This is a genomic window from Streptomyces sp. NPDC005574, from assembly GCF_040605435.1.
Taxonomy (GTDB): domain Bacteria; phylum Actinomycetota; class Actinomycetes; order Streptomycetales; family Streptomycetaceae; genus Streptomyces.
This window is the reverse complement of the sequence record NZ_JBEXCW010000030.1, coordinates 52,319-68,261: the sequence shown is the minus strand read 5'-3', so window position 1 is coordinate 68,261 and position 15,943 is coordinate 52,319. Positions and strand designations below refer to the sequence as shown.

The following is a 15,943-nucleotide window of genomic DNA, read 5'->3' as shown; positions in this document are numbered from 1 at the left end:
GCTCACGGCCGGTCGCCGGTGCTCCCGGGTGGCAGGGAGTCGGCCAAGTACCCTTCCAGGTCCGGCACTCGGGGAGTCAGCAGGTGCCGTACCCAGGCGTCCCGCTCGTGCAGGACGGGCGGCAGCTCCCAGACGCAGCCGATCCACGGCAGGTCCGGGGTGACGAAGTGGGCCGGGTCCCGGTCCGGACAGCCCAGCACCGGCTGCCCCGCCGACGCGCCCCGGAAGTGCAGGACGTTGTCCCACACCCAGCTGTACGCGTTCAGGTAGGCGCCGTCGTCCCCGCCCCGGTGCAGCACCACGAACGTCGCCGGCGGTGTGCCGTCCGGCTTCGGCAGCAGTCGCGGCAGGATGGCGTACGCCGCCCGCTCCACCTCCGGCGCGATGCCCGCGGGGTCCGCGGTGACGTGGTAGCGCTTGATGTGCCGGCCCGCCACCTCGATCGGCGGCGGTACGGTCAGCAGTTTCTCCGAGAAGGCCATGACAGGACGCTAGGCGGACTTCACTGACACCTCCTGTCAGTGAAGTCCGGCATCCTGGGGCGGTGAAATCGGCCCGGCTCGTCTCGATCCTGCTGCTGCTCCAGACCCGCGGCCGGCTGACCGCGGCCCAGCTCGCCGCGGAGCTGGAGGTCTCCGTCCGCACGGTCTACCGGGACGTCGAGGCGCTCGGCGCGGCCGGCGTCCCGCTGTACGGCGACCCGGGCCACGCCGGCGGCTACCGCCTGCTGGACGGCTACCGCACGCGTCTGACCGGCCTCACCGCCGACGAGGCCGAGGCGCTCTTCCTGTCGGGGGTCCCCGGTCCCGCCGCGGAACTCGGTCTCGGGCCGGTGCTCGCAGCCGCCCAGCTCAAGGTGCGTGCCGCGCTGCCTGAGCAGCTGCGCGAGCACGCCGACCGGGTCGGTGGCCGCTTCCACCTGGACGCGCCCGGGTGGTACGCGGACGCGCGGGAGACGCCGTACCTCCCGGCGGTCGCCGACGCGGTGTGGAACAACAGAATCCTGCATACGGTCTACCGTCGCTGGCGTGCGCCCACCGACGTGGAGCGCCGCCTGGAGCCGTACGGTCTGGTCCTCAAGGCGGGCCGCTGGTACGTCGTCGCCGGACCGGGACCGCGCACCTTCCGCGTCGACCAGATCCTGCGGCTCACCGTGTCCGGCGAACGGTTCGCCCGGCCCGACGACTTCGACCTGGCCGCGTACTGGACGGCGTACCGGCGCGACTTCCACGACCGGCTCCACCGGGGCGAGGCCGTGGTCCGGCTGGCGCCGGGCGTGACCCTCGACGGACCGGCCGGCGCGGCCGTCCGGGCCGGCGGCCGTCCGGAGGCGGACGGCTGGACCCGGGCGACAGTCCCCGTGGAGTCCCTCGACCACGCCCACGCGATGTTCCTGCGCCTCGGCACCGGTGTCGAGGCGCTGGGCCCGCCCGAACTGCGCGAACGGATCACCCGGACGGTCACGGAACTGGCCGCCCGGTACGGCAACTCCCCTGCGGACGGCGGCGACTGACAGGAACAACCCGCCGTCCCCGCAAGGAGGTACGTCCCGTGCAGCACCCGCACCCGCACCCCCGCACACGGCCCCGCCCGCCTCTTCGTCCCCGTCCGCGTCCGCGCCCGCGCGGGCACCGCGGGCGAACGGCGGTCCTGTCCGCACTGGTTGCCGCGGCGGCCCTGGTCGGCGCCGGACTGACCGCGCTCGCCCCCGGCACCGCCGAGGCCGCCACCGCCCGCCAGGTCGAGAAGCTGGACCGGGGTGTCGTCAGCGTCCACACCGACGGCGGCAACCTGATCAGCTGGCGCTGGCTGGGCACCGACCCCGGCGACGTCTCCTTCAACGTCTACCGGGCCGGCACCAAGGTCAACACCGCGCCGGTCACCGGCTCCACGAACTACTTCCACTCCGGCGCGCCGGACTCGGCCGACTACACGGTCCGCGCGATCGTGGGCGGCGTGGAACAGGCCGACTCCGTCCACGCGGTCCAGTTCCGCACCGGCTACAAGGACGTGCCGATCAGCCCGCCGGCCGGCGGCACCACCCCCGACGGCGTCGCCTACACCTACGAGGCCAACGACGCGTCCGTCGGCGACCTCGACGGCGACGGCCGGCTGGACTTCGTCCTGAAGTGGCAGCCGACCAACGCCAAGGACAACTCCCAGTCCGGGTACACCGGCGACACCTTCGTCGACGGCGTCATCCTCGACGGCACCCGACTGTGGCGCGTCGACCTGGGGCGCAACATCCGCTCCGGCGCGCACTACACGCAGTTCCAGGTGTACGACTACGACGGCGACGGCAGGGCCGAGGTCGCCATGAAGACGGCCGACGGCACGGTCGACGGCGCCGGCACCGTGATCGGCAGCGCCTCCGCCGACCACCGCAACTCCAGCGGCTACGTCCTGTCCGGACCCGAGTACCTGACGATGTTCAACGGACAGACGGGCCGGGCCATGGGGACGGTGGACTACGTCCCGGCCCGCGGCACGGTCTCCTCCTGGGGCGACTCCTACGGCAACCGCGTCGACCGCTTCCTCGCCGGGACCGCCTACCTCGACGGCTCCCGCCCCTCCCTGGTCATGGCGCGGGGCTACTACACCCGTACCGTGATCGCGGCCTGGGACTGGCGCGGCGGCGCCTTCACCCGCCGCTGGACCTTCGACACCAGTTCCTCGACCAACTCCGGCAAGGGCTACGACAGTCAGGGCAACCACCAGTTGTCGGTCGCGGACGTCGACGGTGACGGCCGCGACGAGATCGTCTACGGCTCGATGGCGGTGGACGACAACGGCTCCGGCCTGTGGACCACGAAGAACGGCCACGGGGACGCGATGCACGTCGGCGACCTCGACCCGTCACGCGCCGGCCTGGAGGAGTTCAAGGTCGACGAGGACGGCTCGAAGCCCTCGTCCTGGATGGCCGACGCCAGGACCGGCCAGGTCCTGTGGTCCACCCCCGCCAACGGCGACAACGGGCGGGGCGTGTCCGGGGACGTCTGGGCCGGCAGCGCGGGCGCCGAGTCGTGGTCGTCCTCGGAGAGCGGCGTCCGCAACCCGAAGGGCACGGTGGTGGCCACCCGCAAGCCGTCCAGCACCAACTTCCTGTCCTGGTGGGACGGCGACCCGGTCCGTGAACTCCTGGACGGCACCCACATCGACAAGTACGGCACCTCGTCCGACACCCGGCTGCTGACCGGCGCCTCGGTCCACTCCGACAACGGCACCAAGGCCACCCCGGCGCTGTCAGGCGACATCCTCGGCGACTGGCGCGAGGAGGTCGTCTGGCCCACCAGCACCAACACGGCGCTGCGGATCTACTCCACCCCGCTGGAGACGACCAGGAGGATCACGACCCTCCTGCACGACACCCAGTACCGCACCGCCCTGGCCTGGCAGAACACGGCCTACAACCAGCCGCCGCATCCGAGCTTCTTCATCGGTGACGGCATGCCCACCCCGCCCCGCCCGACGGTGTACACACCCTGAACGACGGTGGGTGCGCGCCCCGTCCGGGCGCGCACCCACCGGGTCAGGCGACCGCGCAGCTCCGGTCGCCCAGGGCGAACGCGGTCGGTTTCGGATTGGAGCCCGACCAGCTTCCGGTGAACCCGAAGGTCACCGAGGAGCCGGCCGCCACGGTGCCGTTCCAGGAGACGTTCCGCGCGGTGACCGCCGCGGCGGACTGGGTGAAGTCGGCGTTCCACAGCTGGGTGACCTTCTGGCCGCCCGGGAACGACCAGCCGAGCGACCAGCCGCTCCACGCGCTCGACCCCGTGTTGGTGAGCCGTACGTCCGCCTGGAAGCCGCCCGTCCACTGGTTGGTGACCTGGTACGTCACCGTGCAGGCGCCCGCCGGCGGGGGGTCCGTGCCGCCGCCGCCGTCACCGCCGCCGGTGTCGGAGGTGTCGCCGTAGACGACTCCCCGGCCGTTCGTCGAGACGTACACCCGGCCGTAGACGCGCGGGTCGCCGGTGATCGCCGCGCCCGTGAAGGCGTACTGGTGCGCGGAGTCGTTGACGCGGGTCCAGCTCGCGCCCTTGTCCGTCGAGCGGAAGATGCCGCGTACACCGCCGATCTTCGCGCTGGTGAACAGCGTCTGGTACGACGCGCCAGGCGCCGCCTTGCCGAAGCCGACGGTGTCCGCCTGCTCGACGTCTCCCAGCCGGGTGAAGCTCGCCCCGCCGTCCGTCGAGTGCCACAGCCCGTACGCTCCGTCGCTCGCGCCGCCCGCCAGCCACACGTCGCCCTTCGTGCCGGGCAGCGCCTTGAAGCGGACGCTGCCGCCGTTCGGCAGGCCGGTGGCCGCGGACGCGGTGAAGGTCGCGCCGCCGTCCGAACTGACGTAGAACCTGCCGGACTTGAAGCCGTAGAAGGTCTTCGGGTCCGCCCGGTCCGACTCCACGACCGCTCCCGCCGGGATGCCGGTCGACGCCGACCACGAGGTGCCGAAGCCGGTCGCGTACTGCACGCCGGTGCCCTCCGGGCTCCAGACGAAGCGGCTTCCGTCGGCCGCCGCGGCGACCGTACCGCCGCCGCTGACGCCCGAAGGGTCCGTCCCCGCGAACCAGTTGGCGCCGTTGTCGGTCGAGAACGCGATGTGCGGGCCCGAGTCGAGGTTGCCGGTCCGCACCACCGTGTCCGCGTTCGTCTCGGCGAAGTCCAGGCTGGTGGTCGTGGTGAAGTTCGGCGAGGTGAACATCATCGACGGCACCTTGGTGAGGTCCGTGTGACGGAAGCCGCCGACGTCGCCCAGCGCGCTCAGCAGCGGGGCGCCCGACGGGGGAGAGGCGAGGTCGTTGACCGCGGTCTCCTCCAGGCCCCGCACCATCGGCGTGATGGTGAACCGGCCGCCGCTGTCCCAGTTCGTCAGGTTCTCCGTGCCGTAGACCGTCGCACCCGTTCCGTACATCATCCGGTTCGAGTCGAACGGGTCGATCTCCAGCGCCTCCGTCATCCACCCCAGTTTCGGGCTCTGTTCGGGCGGTGACGGATTCGCGCCCCAGGTCAGCCACGGCGAGGAGGAGACGTCCATCGTGTAGCGGTCGGAGCGGTCGGGATACGACGTGTAGTCCCACGCCTTCGTCCAGGTGCCGCCGCTGTCCGTGGAGCGGAAGATCTGGGTGTCCGGCCACCAGGAGCTGTACGCCGTCGCCATCACGGTGCCCGGGTGCTGCCGGTCCACCGTCAGACCGCTGAAGCCGTAGTAGGTGTCGGCCTCCGCGACCGGGCTGATGTCCGTCCAGGTGCCGGTCGCGGTCGCGTACCGCCACAGCCGGCCCTTGCCGCCGTCGTAGGGACCGCCCTTGTCGCTGTATGCGATGTACAGGTAACCGTTCTTCGTATCCAGTACACCCTTGTGCGCCAGATAGCCGGTCGGCTGTCCGGCCAGCCGGCTCCAGGTCGCGCCCGCGTCGGTGGACCGGTACACGGCGTTGTCCTTGTCGGCGACCCCGACGTACACCGTCCTCGTCGCGCTGCCCGACGTGCCCGTGGACTCGTCGAAGGTGACCCAGGCGATGCCCTGGTTGTCGGACGCGTAGCCGCTCGCGTCGCCCGGATCCTGTACGTAGTTGCCCGGGTTGGGGAAGCTGCCCACCTGCGACCAGGTGACACCGGAGTCCGTCGACCGCCACAGGCCCTTGCCGCTGGGCGCGCCCAGGTACAGCACGCTGTTCCGGTTGGGGTCGACCGCGAGCCGCTCGCCCATGCCCCGGCCGGGCATGTTGCCGCCGAGCTTGAACGGCAGGTCCGTCCTCTGCCAGCTCGCACCCCGGTCGGCGGACCGCAGCACGGCCCCGTTGCCCGGGTCCCAGCTGTTGGTGTAGGTGCCCACGGCCGCGTACACCCGGTTCGGGTCGGTCGCGTCGGAGGCGATGCTCACCACGCCGGTGTGCCCCCAGTCGTCCCAGCCGACCGAGTCCAGCAGCGGCGTCCAGGTCTTCGTCGACTGCTGCCAGCGGTAGGCGCCGCCGATGTCGGTGCGGGCGTAGGCGAGGTTCTTCTCGGACCGGTTGAAGACGATGCCGGGGACGAAGCCACCGCCGTCGATCCGGGCGTTCTTCCAGGTGTACGTGTCGGCGGCGAGCGTCACCTTCGGGGTGCTCGCCGCCAGCGCGGGCGGGCTGCCCGCGAGCAGGCCGGCGGCCAGCGCCAGCACGGCGGTGAGGATGCGGGTCCTTCGCACAGGTCGTCCTTTCCGGGCGTTTCCCGGCATGTCCGGGCGGGAGGGGGTGGAAAGGCGATGGCCGGGCGGCCCCCCGTGCGGGTGGGGGCCGCCCGGCCGGGCCCCGTCGTCAGGTGACGGGGCCACGCACGCGGAACTCCGGACGCCTCGGCGGGGCACGGTGCCGCCCCCCCGCGCCCGGGCGGGCGCGGGGAACCGCGGGCCGGCCACACACCGGCCGCGGTCTGCGTACCGCCCGGCCCGCCGGGCGCCCGGCGGGGACTATTCGAGGAGTTCCGCGTACGAGCCCATGGCCAGGGCGATGTCCGCCTGGGCCCAGAACCGGTGGTACGTGAACACGGGCGCGGCTCCGCCCGCGAGGTAGCTCTCGATCTTCGACCAGGCCGGGTCGTTCTTGTAGAAGGACCGGAGCGAGGCGAAGGTGGAGGAACTGTTGACCGTGTCGCCGTTCGGCATCTTGCCGGTCCAGCCGCTCGGCACGTACACCGTGTCGTCGAAGCGGTTGTAGTCGGCGCGGGTCTCCGGGACGGCGATGCCCAGGGCGTCCTGGTCGTGCGTCCACATGCCGTCCAGCAGCGCCTTCGCCGTCGTCTTCGCCTCCGTGTCACCGGACCTGGCGGCGTAGTACGACAGGGTCTTGGCGTACGCGGCCGCCACACCCACGTCGTCGGTGTAGTCGGCGACGGTGACGTGGAGTCCGCTGTTGGCGCCGGGACTCGACGCGTTCCAGGTGTCGGGCTGCCCCGACCACTGGAGGGTGGAGGGGATCCGGAAGGTGCCGTCCGGGTTGATCGTGGTCTTGGACAGCGCCCAGTCGACCCACTTGTCGAGGACCGCCTTGGCGTTCGCGTTGCCCGTCTGCTGGTAGTACTCGGCGACCCGCTCCATCGACCACGCCTGGAAGCCGAACCACTGGTTGGACGGCGGGTCGTGGTAGACGGGCTGCTGGTCGTAGTACATGCCGTAGAAGGTCGAGGTGCCGGCCGGCGGGGTCGCGTAGCGGCCCGCCCAGCTGTTGGTCGCGCCGCCCGCGATACCGCCCTCGTTCGACTGCAGCCAGCGGTAGAACTCCAGCTGCCGGTCGAGGGACTTCGCCCAGTCCGCCTGTCCCGTCGCCGACTTGGGCTTCAGGTCGGCGTAGCTGCTCAGGGCGTACGCGGCGAGCGGGTTCTGGTAGCCGCCGTGGACGTGACTGGATCCGATGCGCCAGGCCCAGCCCGCGCTGGTGTCGTTGGCGCCGCCCCAGGCGTAGTACCAGGACAGCAGGTAGGAGGAGGCGTCCTTGCCGGTGCCGGCCGGGCAGGTGCTCGGACCGACACAGTTGCCGATCTTCTTGAAGTACTTGTCGTACATGGCGTAGCGCAGGTAGTCGCCCATCTTCGCGGCCTTGCCGACGGTCGCGGAGACGTCACCGCCCTTGCCCTGCTGCTTGGCCCAGACGTCGGCCCAGTACGCGGCCTGCACCGCGCGCGCGTCGGCGTCCGGGGCGTCGGTGTACTTCCACTGCTTGGCGTAGGAGGCGTCGCCGGTGAACAGGTCCAGATAGCCGTTCGTGCCGCCGTACTTGAAGGCGTCGCAGGTCGGCTGCGGCACCGTCTCCCACACCGACTCCTGCGCACCGCGCTGGAAGGTGTTGATGTACGACGGTCCGGTCGCGGTCGGGCCGGCCTCGCACTTGCCGGGCTCGTTGCCGTAGCCGTAGACGTTGTCGACGTCCTGAAGCCAGTGCATACCGTAGACGTCGTCCGTACCGTATGCGGTCTTCAGTTCACCGGCGATCGGATCCGGTCCGACCGACACCCCGGAGTCCAGCTTCGCCGGGTACTCGTTGGGGGTGTCCAGCTCCGGCGCGTACGTCGCCGGCTTCGAGGCGTTGTAGAAGGAGTTGGTCGGCTGGTCGGCGTGGGTCGGGATCATGTACTTCTCCATGATCGCCCAGGCGCCGTTGAACTTGGTCCAGTCGCCCGTCACCTTGCCGTACATGGCCTGGAGCCACAGGAGGTAGCTGTACGCCTCCGACGTGGTCTCGTGGCCCTGGTCCGGGGCCTCGACGATCAGCGTCTCGACCGAGTGGTAGGGGATGCCCTCGGGCGAGAAGTAGCCGTTCGCCGGGTTGGTGATCTTGCCGTACAGATCCAGGAAGCGGGCGTCGTAGGTCTTGGAGGCCGCCAGCTCCGTCACGGTGACGGTCGCCTTGGTGTGACCGGCGGCCGTCGACTCGAAGGCCGCCGCACCGGTGCCCGACGCGTCGGCGGTGACGGTCACCTTCTGCGCGGTGCTCCAGTTCGAGGGGGTGAAGGTGAGGGAGGCGCCACCGGTGACCGAGAGACCCGAGTTGCCGCTCGCGCGGGCCGTCGTGACCGTGACGTTCGCGGCGGGCTGCGTCGACAGCTTCACCTCGTACGTCCCCGTCTTGCCCTGCTGGACGCCCAGTTGGGACGGTGAGGCGACCACGACCGGGCCCGCGGCGACGGTGATGCCGACCGGGGTGGACTCCGCTGACGCGCCCAGGCTGTCGTACGCCTTCGCCACCAGGGAATGACTGCCCACGGTCAACCCGGAAGCCGAGAGCGAGTACGGCGCGCTGGTGTCGGTGCCCAGCAGGGTGGTGTCGTCGTAGAACTCCACCTTGCTGACCGTCGCGCCGTCCGCGGCCGCGGCGGTGGCCGCGAGCGGAACGGCCTGGCCCTGGGTGTAGACCGCGCCCGCGGCGGGGCTGGTCAGCACGGCGACCGGTGGCTGGTGGGCGCCGGCGCAGGTGGTGCCGTTGACCGCGAAGGAGGCGGGCGCGGCGTTGGCGCCGCTGTAGGTGAACTGGCCACCGGTGGAGACGGCGGCGCCGGCGGCGATCCTCGCGTTGTAGGAGGCGTTTTTCACCGTGACCGTCTGGCCCGACTGGGACCAGGTCCCGTTCCAGCCGTTCGACAGTTTCTGGTTGCCCGCGTAGGCGTACGTCAGCGTCCAGCCGTCGATGACGTCCGTACCGCGGTTGGTGAGGGTCAGGTCCGCGGTGAAGCCGGAACCCCAGTCGTTCGTCTTGTAGTCGACGCTGCACTGAAGTGCGGCTGCCTGTGCGGGAGTTGAAGCAGTGCTCAACAGGGTGAACGGAAGCGCCAGGGCGGCCACGGCGGCGGTCCACAACCGCCGTACGGCTCTGCCTCTCCTTCTGGGGTGCATGCGCTGGTTCCTCCTTGCGGCTCGGAGAAGTGGGGGGCGGAGCAGCAGCAACAAGCCTTGAACCAGTGGGAGCGCTCCCATAGTGCGGACGGGCGTGGGACCGGTCAAGGTGCGCGAAGAGTCGAAAAGATTCGACGGCACCTGTTGAGGGAAAGTCAGCACCACCCCTTACCTTTGCCGACACTTGGCGCTACCTTCACTCGCACCAGTGGGAGCGATTCCATCAGTCGACGCGTCCGCCACGACGCGCCCGAGCTGTGAGGACTCGCTCATGCGACACCCCCCGCGTTCAGTACTTTTAGCCGTTGCCGGCTCGGTCGCCCTCGTCGGGTCCGTGCTGGTACCGGTGGTCACGGCGTCCGGAGCCACGCCCGCCTGCACGGTGGAGTACACCGTCCCCGGTCAGTGGGACACCGGCTTCCAGGGCTCCGTGAAGATCACCAACAACACCGCAGCGGTGAGTGCCTGGAAACTCACCTTCGACTATGCGGGCGGCCAGAAGGTCGGTCAGGGCTGGAACGCCAAGTGGTCCCAGTCCGGTGCCACCGTCACCGCGGCCAACGAGAGCTGGAACGGCTCGCTGGGCACCGGCGCGAGCGTCAGCGCCGGGTTCATCGCCTCGTGGTCGGGGAGCAACCCCGCCCCCACCGCTTTCAAGCTCAACGGCACCGCCTGCAACACCGACACCGAACCCCCGACCGACCCGCCCGATCCGGGTGACGGCAAGGCGCCCGCGCTGCACGTCTCGGGCAGCAAACTCGTGGACGCCGGCGGGAAGACCCGCCGACTGCTCGGCGTCAACCGCTCCGGCGGCGAGTTCATGTGCGTGCAGGGCTACGGCATCTGGGACGGCCCGGTCGACGACGCAGCCGTGCAGGCGATCGCCGACTGGCACGCCAACACCGTCCGCATCCCCCTGAACGAGGAGTGCTGGCTCGGCCTGTCCAACATCAAACCGGAGTACGCGGGCGCCAACTACATCGACGCCGTCAAGGCCCTCGTCGCGCGGGTCGAGGCCCACGGCCTGACCCCGGTGGTCGAACTGCACTGGAGCCACGGCCAGTACACCGGGAACTCGGCCGGCTGCTCGGACGTGTACGCCACCTGCCAGAAGCCGATGCCCGACATGCAGTACTCGCCGTCCTTCTGGTCCTCGGTGGCCGGCACCTTCAAGGGTGACCAGGCCGTGGTGTTCGACCTGTTCAACGAGCCCTACCCGGACCGCGCCACCTCCACCGCCACGCAGGCGTGGCAGTGCTGGCGGGACGGCGGGACCTGCTCCGGCATCGGGTACGAGGTCGCCGGTATGCAGGATCTCGTCGACGCGGTGCGCTCCACCGGCGCCAAGAACACGATCATGGCCGGCGGGCTCGCCTACTCCAACGACCTCAGCCAGTGGCTGACCTACCGGCCCACCGACCCGGCGGGCAATCTCGCCGCCGCCTACCACGTCTACAACTTCAACACCTGCTCGAACGAGAGCTGCTGGAACTCCACACTCGCGCCCGTCGCCGCCCAGGTACCCCTGGTGGCGGGCGAGATCGGAGAGAACACCTGCTCACACGGGTTCGTCGACCAGGTCATGAAGTGGTTCGACGACCGGGGCCTGTCGTACCTCGGCTGGACCTGGAACACCTGGGACTGCTCCTCGGGCCCGTCCCTGATCTCCGACTACGGCGGTACGCCCACGCCGTACGGCATCGGGCTGCGCGACCACCTGCGCGCCCTCAACCCGTAAAACCCCCCGCACCAGCCGCGATCCGCACCACCCCGAGATCCGCTGTGCCCGAAATCCGCACCACCACGGTCCGCACCACCGGCACCACCGGCACCACCGCTCCACCGGCACGGCTGCTCCACCGGCATCAAGTGCACCGACGGCTCCAACCGCACCGACCGCACCAACCGCACCGACCGCACCAACCGCACCGACCGCACCAACCGCACCGGAGAACGCGACACCCGCTACGGAGAAGGAACCCGCACTCATGAGTCGTACCAGAACAGCGATACTCGCCGCCCTGGCGCTGGTCGCCGGGGCGTCCGGGACGGCGCTCGCCGTCGCCCCCGGGGACACCGGGCTCGCCGCCGTCCCCTGCACCGTGGACTACAAGGTGCAGAACCAGTGGGACACCGGCTTCACCGCCGCCGTCACCGTCACCAACAACGGTGCCGCCAAGAGCAGTTGGGCGGTGAAGTGGTCGTACGCCGGGAACCAGAAGGTCACCAGCGGCTGGAACGCGAAGATCAGCCAGAGCGGTGCGGCCGTCACGGCCGCCAACGAGACCTACAACGCCTCGCTGCCGGCCGGGGGTTCGGCCAGCTTCGGCTTCCAGGGCACCTACAGCGGGACGAACGCCGTGCCCGCCACGTTCACCCTCGACGGCGTGACCTGCAACGTCGACGGCGGTGGCGGTCCCACCGACCCCGGTCCGACCGGCCCGGGCACGCCCTCCACCAAGGTCGACAACCCCTACGCCGGCGCCAAGGTGTACGTGAACCCCGAGTGGTCCGCGAAGGCCGCCGCGGAGCCGGGCGGCACCCGCGTCTCCAACCAGCCGACCGGTGTGTGGCTGGACCGCATCGCCGCCATCAACGGGTCGAGCGGCAGCATGGGACTGCGCGCCCACCTCGACGCGGCCCTCGCGCAGAAGGGCAGCGGCGAGATGGTCGTCCAGCTGGTCGTCTACGACCTGCCCGGACGTGACTGCTCGGCACTCGCCTCCAACGGCGAGCTCGGTCCGACGGAGATCGACAAGTACAAGACGCAGTTCATCGACCCGATCGCGGCGATCCTCTCCGACAGCAAGTACAGCTCGCTGCGGATCGTCACCGCCCTAGAGATCGACTCGCTGCCCAACCTCGTCACCAACACCGGCGGCAAGGCCACCGCCACTCCGGCCTGCGACACGATGCTCGCGAACGGCAACTACGTGAAGGGCGTCGGCTACGCCCTGAACAAGCTGGGCGCGATCCCCAACGTCTACAACTACATCGACGCCGGTCACCACGGCTGGCTCGGCTGGGACGACAACTTCGGTCCGACCGCGACCCTGTTCAAGCAGGCCGCCACGGCCGAGGGTGCCACGGTCGACGACGTGCACGGCTTCATCACCAACACGGCCAACTACAGCGCCCTGAAGGAGAACAACTTCACCATCAACGACTCGGTGGCGGGCAAGTCGGTTCGTGAGTCGAAGTGGGTCGACTGGAACCGGTACGTCGACGAACTGTCGTACGCCCAGGCGTTCCGCAACCAGCTCGTCTCGGTCGGCTTCAACTCAGGCATCGGCATGCTGATCGACACCTCCCGCAACGGCTGGGGCGGCACCGCCCGGCCCACCGGCCCGGGCGCGACGACCAGCGTGGACACCTACGTCGACGGCGGCCGCTACGACCGCCGTATCCACGTGGGCAACTGGTGCAACCAGGCCGGTGCCGGCCTCGGCGAGCGCCCGAAGGCCGCCCCGGCCGCCGGGATCGACGCCTACGTCTGGATGAAGCCGCCGGGGGAGTCCGACGGTTCCAGCTCCGCCATCGCCAACGACGAGGGCAAGGGCTTCGACCGCATGTGCGACCCCACGTACACCGGCAACGCGCGCAACGGCAACAGCATGTCGGGCGCCCTGCCCAACGCGCCGCTGTCCGGACACTGGTTCTCCGCGCAGTTCCAGGAGCTCATGAAGAACGCCTACCCGGCGCTGTGACGCCGTGCGGCACGGTGCGGTGAGACGCACCTGACCCGTGGGTGACACGCGGGTGATCCGCCGGGACCGGCCTCGCGGGGCCGGCCCGGCGGATCGTCGCGTCCGGCCGCCACCGGCACGGGGCGGTGCGTGGTTTTGCCGCCCCGGCAACAGGAGTGGCCCCGGTCCGGTGCGTCGGAGCACGCTGGCGGCATTCCGGACGAGAGGCTGACCACCATGGCGCACGAACACGACGAACACCACGATCACCAGGTCCACCAGGGTCAGCAGGGACCTCAGAGCCACGGCCACAGCCACCGTCACGACCACCACACGGACATCGACTGGGCCGAGATGGCACCGCATCTGGAGGCGCAGGCCGAGCTGTTCGCGCCGCTGTACGAGCGGGCCCTGTCCTGGCTGGGCCGGGAGGTGACCGAGCCGGGGCTGATCGTCGACGCGGGCAGCGGCCCCGGGGTCGTCTCCTGCCTGTTCGCCGAGACGTTTCCCGGCGCCCGGGTCATGGCGGTCGACGGTTCCGCACCCCTGCTGGAGCGGGCGCGGGAACGGGCCGGCCGGCTCGGGTACGGAGACCGCTTCGGCACCCTGGCCGGTGAGCTGCCCGGAATCCTGGACGAACTCGACTACCCGGCCGACCTGTTGTGGGCCGGCCGCAGCCTGCACCACCTGGGCGACCAGCGCGCCGCCCTCACCGCCTTCGCCGCCCGGCTGGCCCCGGGCGGGACGGTCGCGTTGATGGAGGGCGGCCTGCCCGCCCGGTTCCTGCCCAGGGACATCGGGATCGGCCGCCCCGGCCTTCAGGCGCGGCTGGACGCCCTGGAGTCGGAGTGGTTCGCCCGGATGCGCTCCGACCTGCCGGGATCCGTCACCGAGACCGAGCACTGGCCGGCGCTGCTGAGCTCCGCGGGCCTGACGCACCACCGGACCCGCAGCTTCCTGCTGGACCTGCCGGCGCCGGTGTCCGACCGGGCGCGCGCCCATGTGGCCGCGACCCTGGACCGGATGCGCGAGGGGTTCGGCGACGCGCTGGACGCCGACGACCGCGCGACCCTGGACCGGCTCCTCGACCCGGACGACAAGGCGGGCGTCCACCACCGCCCCGACGTCTTCGTGCTCGCGGCCCACACGGTGCACACAGCGGTACGGCCGAGCTGACCCCCGTCGTACGGACCTGCCGACCCTCCGCCGTACGGGCATACCAAGTGCAGCATCGCCGTACGGCCATACCAAGGGCAGTGCAGCACGCTCAAGTTGATGTCGCGTCACCCGGTCCGCGCCGACCGCCCCGCCCGCCGGACCCGCGGCCCTTGACTTCGAGAGTGCTCCAAGTGATGGACTCCGTGTCGTCCGACTCGACACAGGGGGAACACCATGACCGACTCTCCGGTCGCGCTCATCACCGGCGGCGGCAGCGGTATCGGCGCCGCCGTCGCCCGGCAACTGCTGGCCGCCGGGCAGCGGGTGGCCGTCACCGGCCGCGGTGCGGCGCGGCTGCGCACCTTCGCCGAGGAACTCGGGGAACCCGAGGGCCTGTTGACGATCACCGGCAACGCGGCCGAGTACGACGACGTGCGGTCGGCGGTCGACCGTACGCTCAAGGACTTCGGCCGACTGGACACCGTCGTCGCCAACGCCGGTTTCGCCACCCACGACACGGTCGCCGACGGCGATCCCGCCGGGTGGACGGAGATGGTGCTGACGAACGTGCTCGGCCCCGCCCTGCTGATCCGCGCCGCCGTGGACGCGCTCAAGGAGACCCGCGGACGGATCGTCCTCATCGGCAGCGTCGCCGGTTTCGTGCCCACGCCCGGCAACATCTACGGGGCGACGAAGTGGGCGGTGACGGGTCTCGCCGAGAACACCCGCCGTCAGGTCACGGAGTTCGGCATCGGGGTGACCCTGGTCGCGCCGGGCCGGGTGGAGACGCCCTTCTGGGACAGCTACGGCAGCCTGCCCCCGGGGCAACTCCTGACCGCCGACCAGATCGCCGACTCGGTCGTGTGGGCCATCCGGCAGCCTGCCGGCGTCGATGTCAACACCGTCGTCGTCCGGCCGCTCGGACAGCCCAACTGACCTTCCGCCGAACCTAGTTGTTCTGCAGGAACTGCTTCGCGAGCCGGTCGCCGAGGGTGACCGCCGCGCTGTGGCTCTCGATCGGGGAGACCTGCGAGTTCTTGAACACGATGTAGGTCACGCCCGAGTCGGCGCCGCCGGTCTCCGGGTCGCTGTCGATGCCGAGCGCGTGGGCGGTGGCGTACGAGGCCTCGCCGATGATCTTCGTGGGGCCGGTGTCGCCGACGACGGCGTACTCCACCTTGCCGTTGTAGATCACGGCGACCACGCCGCCGCCCTTGATGCCGGCGCCGGAGTAGTTCCAGATGCTGCTGGAGCTGGGCACGACGACGTACGGCAGGGAGTCGGCCTTGAGGGGCTTGCCGTCGGACTGGTGGAACGCCGTGTCGTCCTGGTACCAGGGGTCGGTGTCCTCGTTGCACTTCGACGTGCGCTGGCCGTCGCAGTCGATGTCCATGTCGGCCTTCCAGAACACCGCGCCGTTCTTGCCGCACACGGGGACGGTGGCCGACGTCTCGTCGTCGGTGCGGTACTTGCCGTTCGAGATCTGCTGACAGGACGTCACCTTGGCCAGCAGGTCGGCCGCGCTGACCGAGCCCTCCTGGGCGGACGCCGGCCGGGCGGTGCCGGACGCGTGTGCGGGGAGCACGCCGGCGGCGAGCAGCGCGGCCCCGGAGGCCGCGGCGAGGGTCAGTGTTCGTATGCGCACTGTGGGGGAACCCTTCTGTTAGGAAAGTTTCCTTACTGGGTTGCCGTACAAGGTGGACCAGTCCACATGTCCGCGTCAACCCCTCGCGCGCCG

The 15,943-nt window shown here is 70.7% G+C and carries 10 protein-coding genes; 6 read left to right on the top strand and 4 right to left on the bottom strand.

Annotated elements, in window-relative coordinates; genetic code table 11:
* Window positions 1–2: 2 nt before the first annotated feature.
* Window positions 3–482 carry a hypothetical protein gene (locus ABZT03_RS20845; RefSeq protein ID WP_356041375.1) on the bottom strand — a complete coding sequence of 160 codons (480 nt, stop codon included), beginning with the start codon at window positions 480–482 and terminating at the stop codon, window positions 3–5.
* Window positions 483–544: 62 nt separating this feature from the next.
* Between ABZT03_RS20845 and ABZT03_RS20840 the strand changes: the two genes are divergently transcribed.
* On the top strand, window positions 545–1,513 hold the full coding sequence (locus ABZT03_RS20840) for a YafY family protein (RefSeq protein ID WP_356041373.1): 969 nt from the start codon (window positions 545–547) through the stop codon (window positions 1,511–1,513).
* 146 nt (window positions 1,514–1,659) lie between these two features.
* Window positions 1,660–3,486: a rhamnogalacturonan lyase gene (locus ABZT03_RS20835; RefSeq protein WP_356041424.1), complete on the top strand. Its 1,827-nt coding sequence runs from the start codon at window positions 1,660–1,662 to the stop codon at window positions 3,484–3,486.
* Between the two features lie 43 nt (window positions 3,487–3,529).
* On the opposite strand, the gene ABZT03_RS20830 is transcribed toward ABZT03_RS20835, so the two are convergent.
* On the bottom strand, window positions 3,530–6,184 hold the full coding sequence (locus ABZT03_RS20830) for a cellulose binding domain-containing protein (protein ID WP_356041371.1): 2,655 nt from the start codon (window positions 6,182–6,184) through the stop codon (window positions 3,530–3,532).
* 261 nt (window positions 6,185–6,445) lie between these two features.
* Window positions 6,446–9,361 carry a glycoside hydrolase family 48 protein gene (locus ABZT03_RS20825; protein WP_356041370.1) on the bottom strand — a complete coding sequence of 972 codons (2,916 nt, stop codon included), beginning with the start codon at window positions 9,359–9,361 and terminating at the stop codon, window positions 6,446–6,448.
* A 271-nt stretch (window positions 9,362–9,632) separates the two neighbouring features.
* Here ABZT03_RS20825 and ABZT03_RS20820 point away from each other — a divergent pair, with 271 nt between their 5' ends.
* The 4 genes from ABZT03_RS20820 to ABZT03_RS20805 all read left to right on the top strand — a co-directional run bounded on the left by ABZT03_RS20820 (window position 9,633) and on the right by ABZT03_RS20805 (window position 15,141).
* Window positions 9,633–11,099, top strand: a complete 1,467-nt coding sequence (locus ABZT03_RS20820) for a cellulase family glycosylhydrolase (RefSeq protein WP_356041369.1) — start codon at window positions 9,633–9,635, stop codon at window positions 11,097–11,099.
* A gap of 250 nt (window positions 11,100–11,349) precedes the next feature.
* Window positions 11,350–13,068 (top strand): glycoside hydrolase family 6 protein, encoded by a 1,719-nt coding sequence (locus tag ABZT03_RS20815; RefSeq protein ID WP_356041367.1) that lies wholly within the window; start codon window positions 11,350–11,352, stop codon window positions 13,066–13,068.
* A gap of 216 nt (window positions 13,069–13,284) precedes the next feature.
* Entirely contained in the window at window positions 13,285–14,223 is a 939-nt protein-coding gene (locus tag ABZT03_RS20810) for a class I SAM-dependent methyltransferase (RefSeq protein WP_356041365.1), read from the top strand.
* Between the two features lie 216 nt (window positions 14,224–14,439).
* Window positions 14,440–15,141, top strand: coding sequence for an SDR family oxidoreductase (locus ABZT03_RS20805; RefSeq protein WP_356041363.1), 702 nt, complete (start codon window positions 14,440–14,442; stop codon window positions 15,139–15,141).
* 13 nt (window positions 15,142–15,154) lie between these two features.
* On the opposite strand, the gene ABZT03_RS20800 is transcribed toward ABZT03_RS20805, so the two are convergent.
* Window positions 15,155–15,850, bottom strand: a complete 696-nt coding sequence (locus ABZT03_RS20800) for a glycoside hydrolase family 75 protein (protein ID WP_356041361.1) — start codon at window positions 15,848–15,850, stop codon at window positions 15,155–15,157.
* Between the last annotated feature and the right edge of the window lie 93 nt (window positions 15,851–15,943).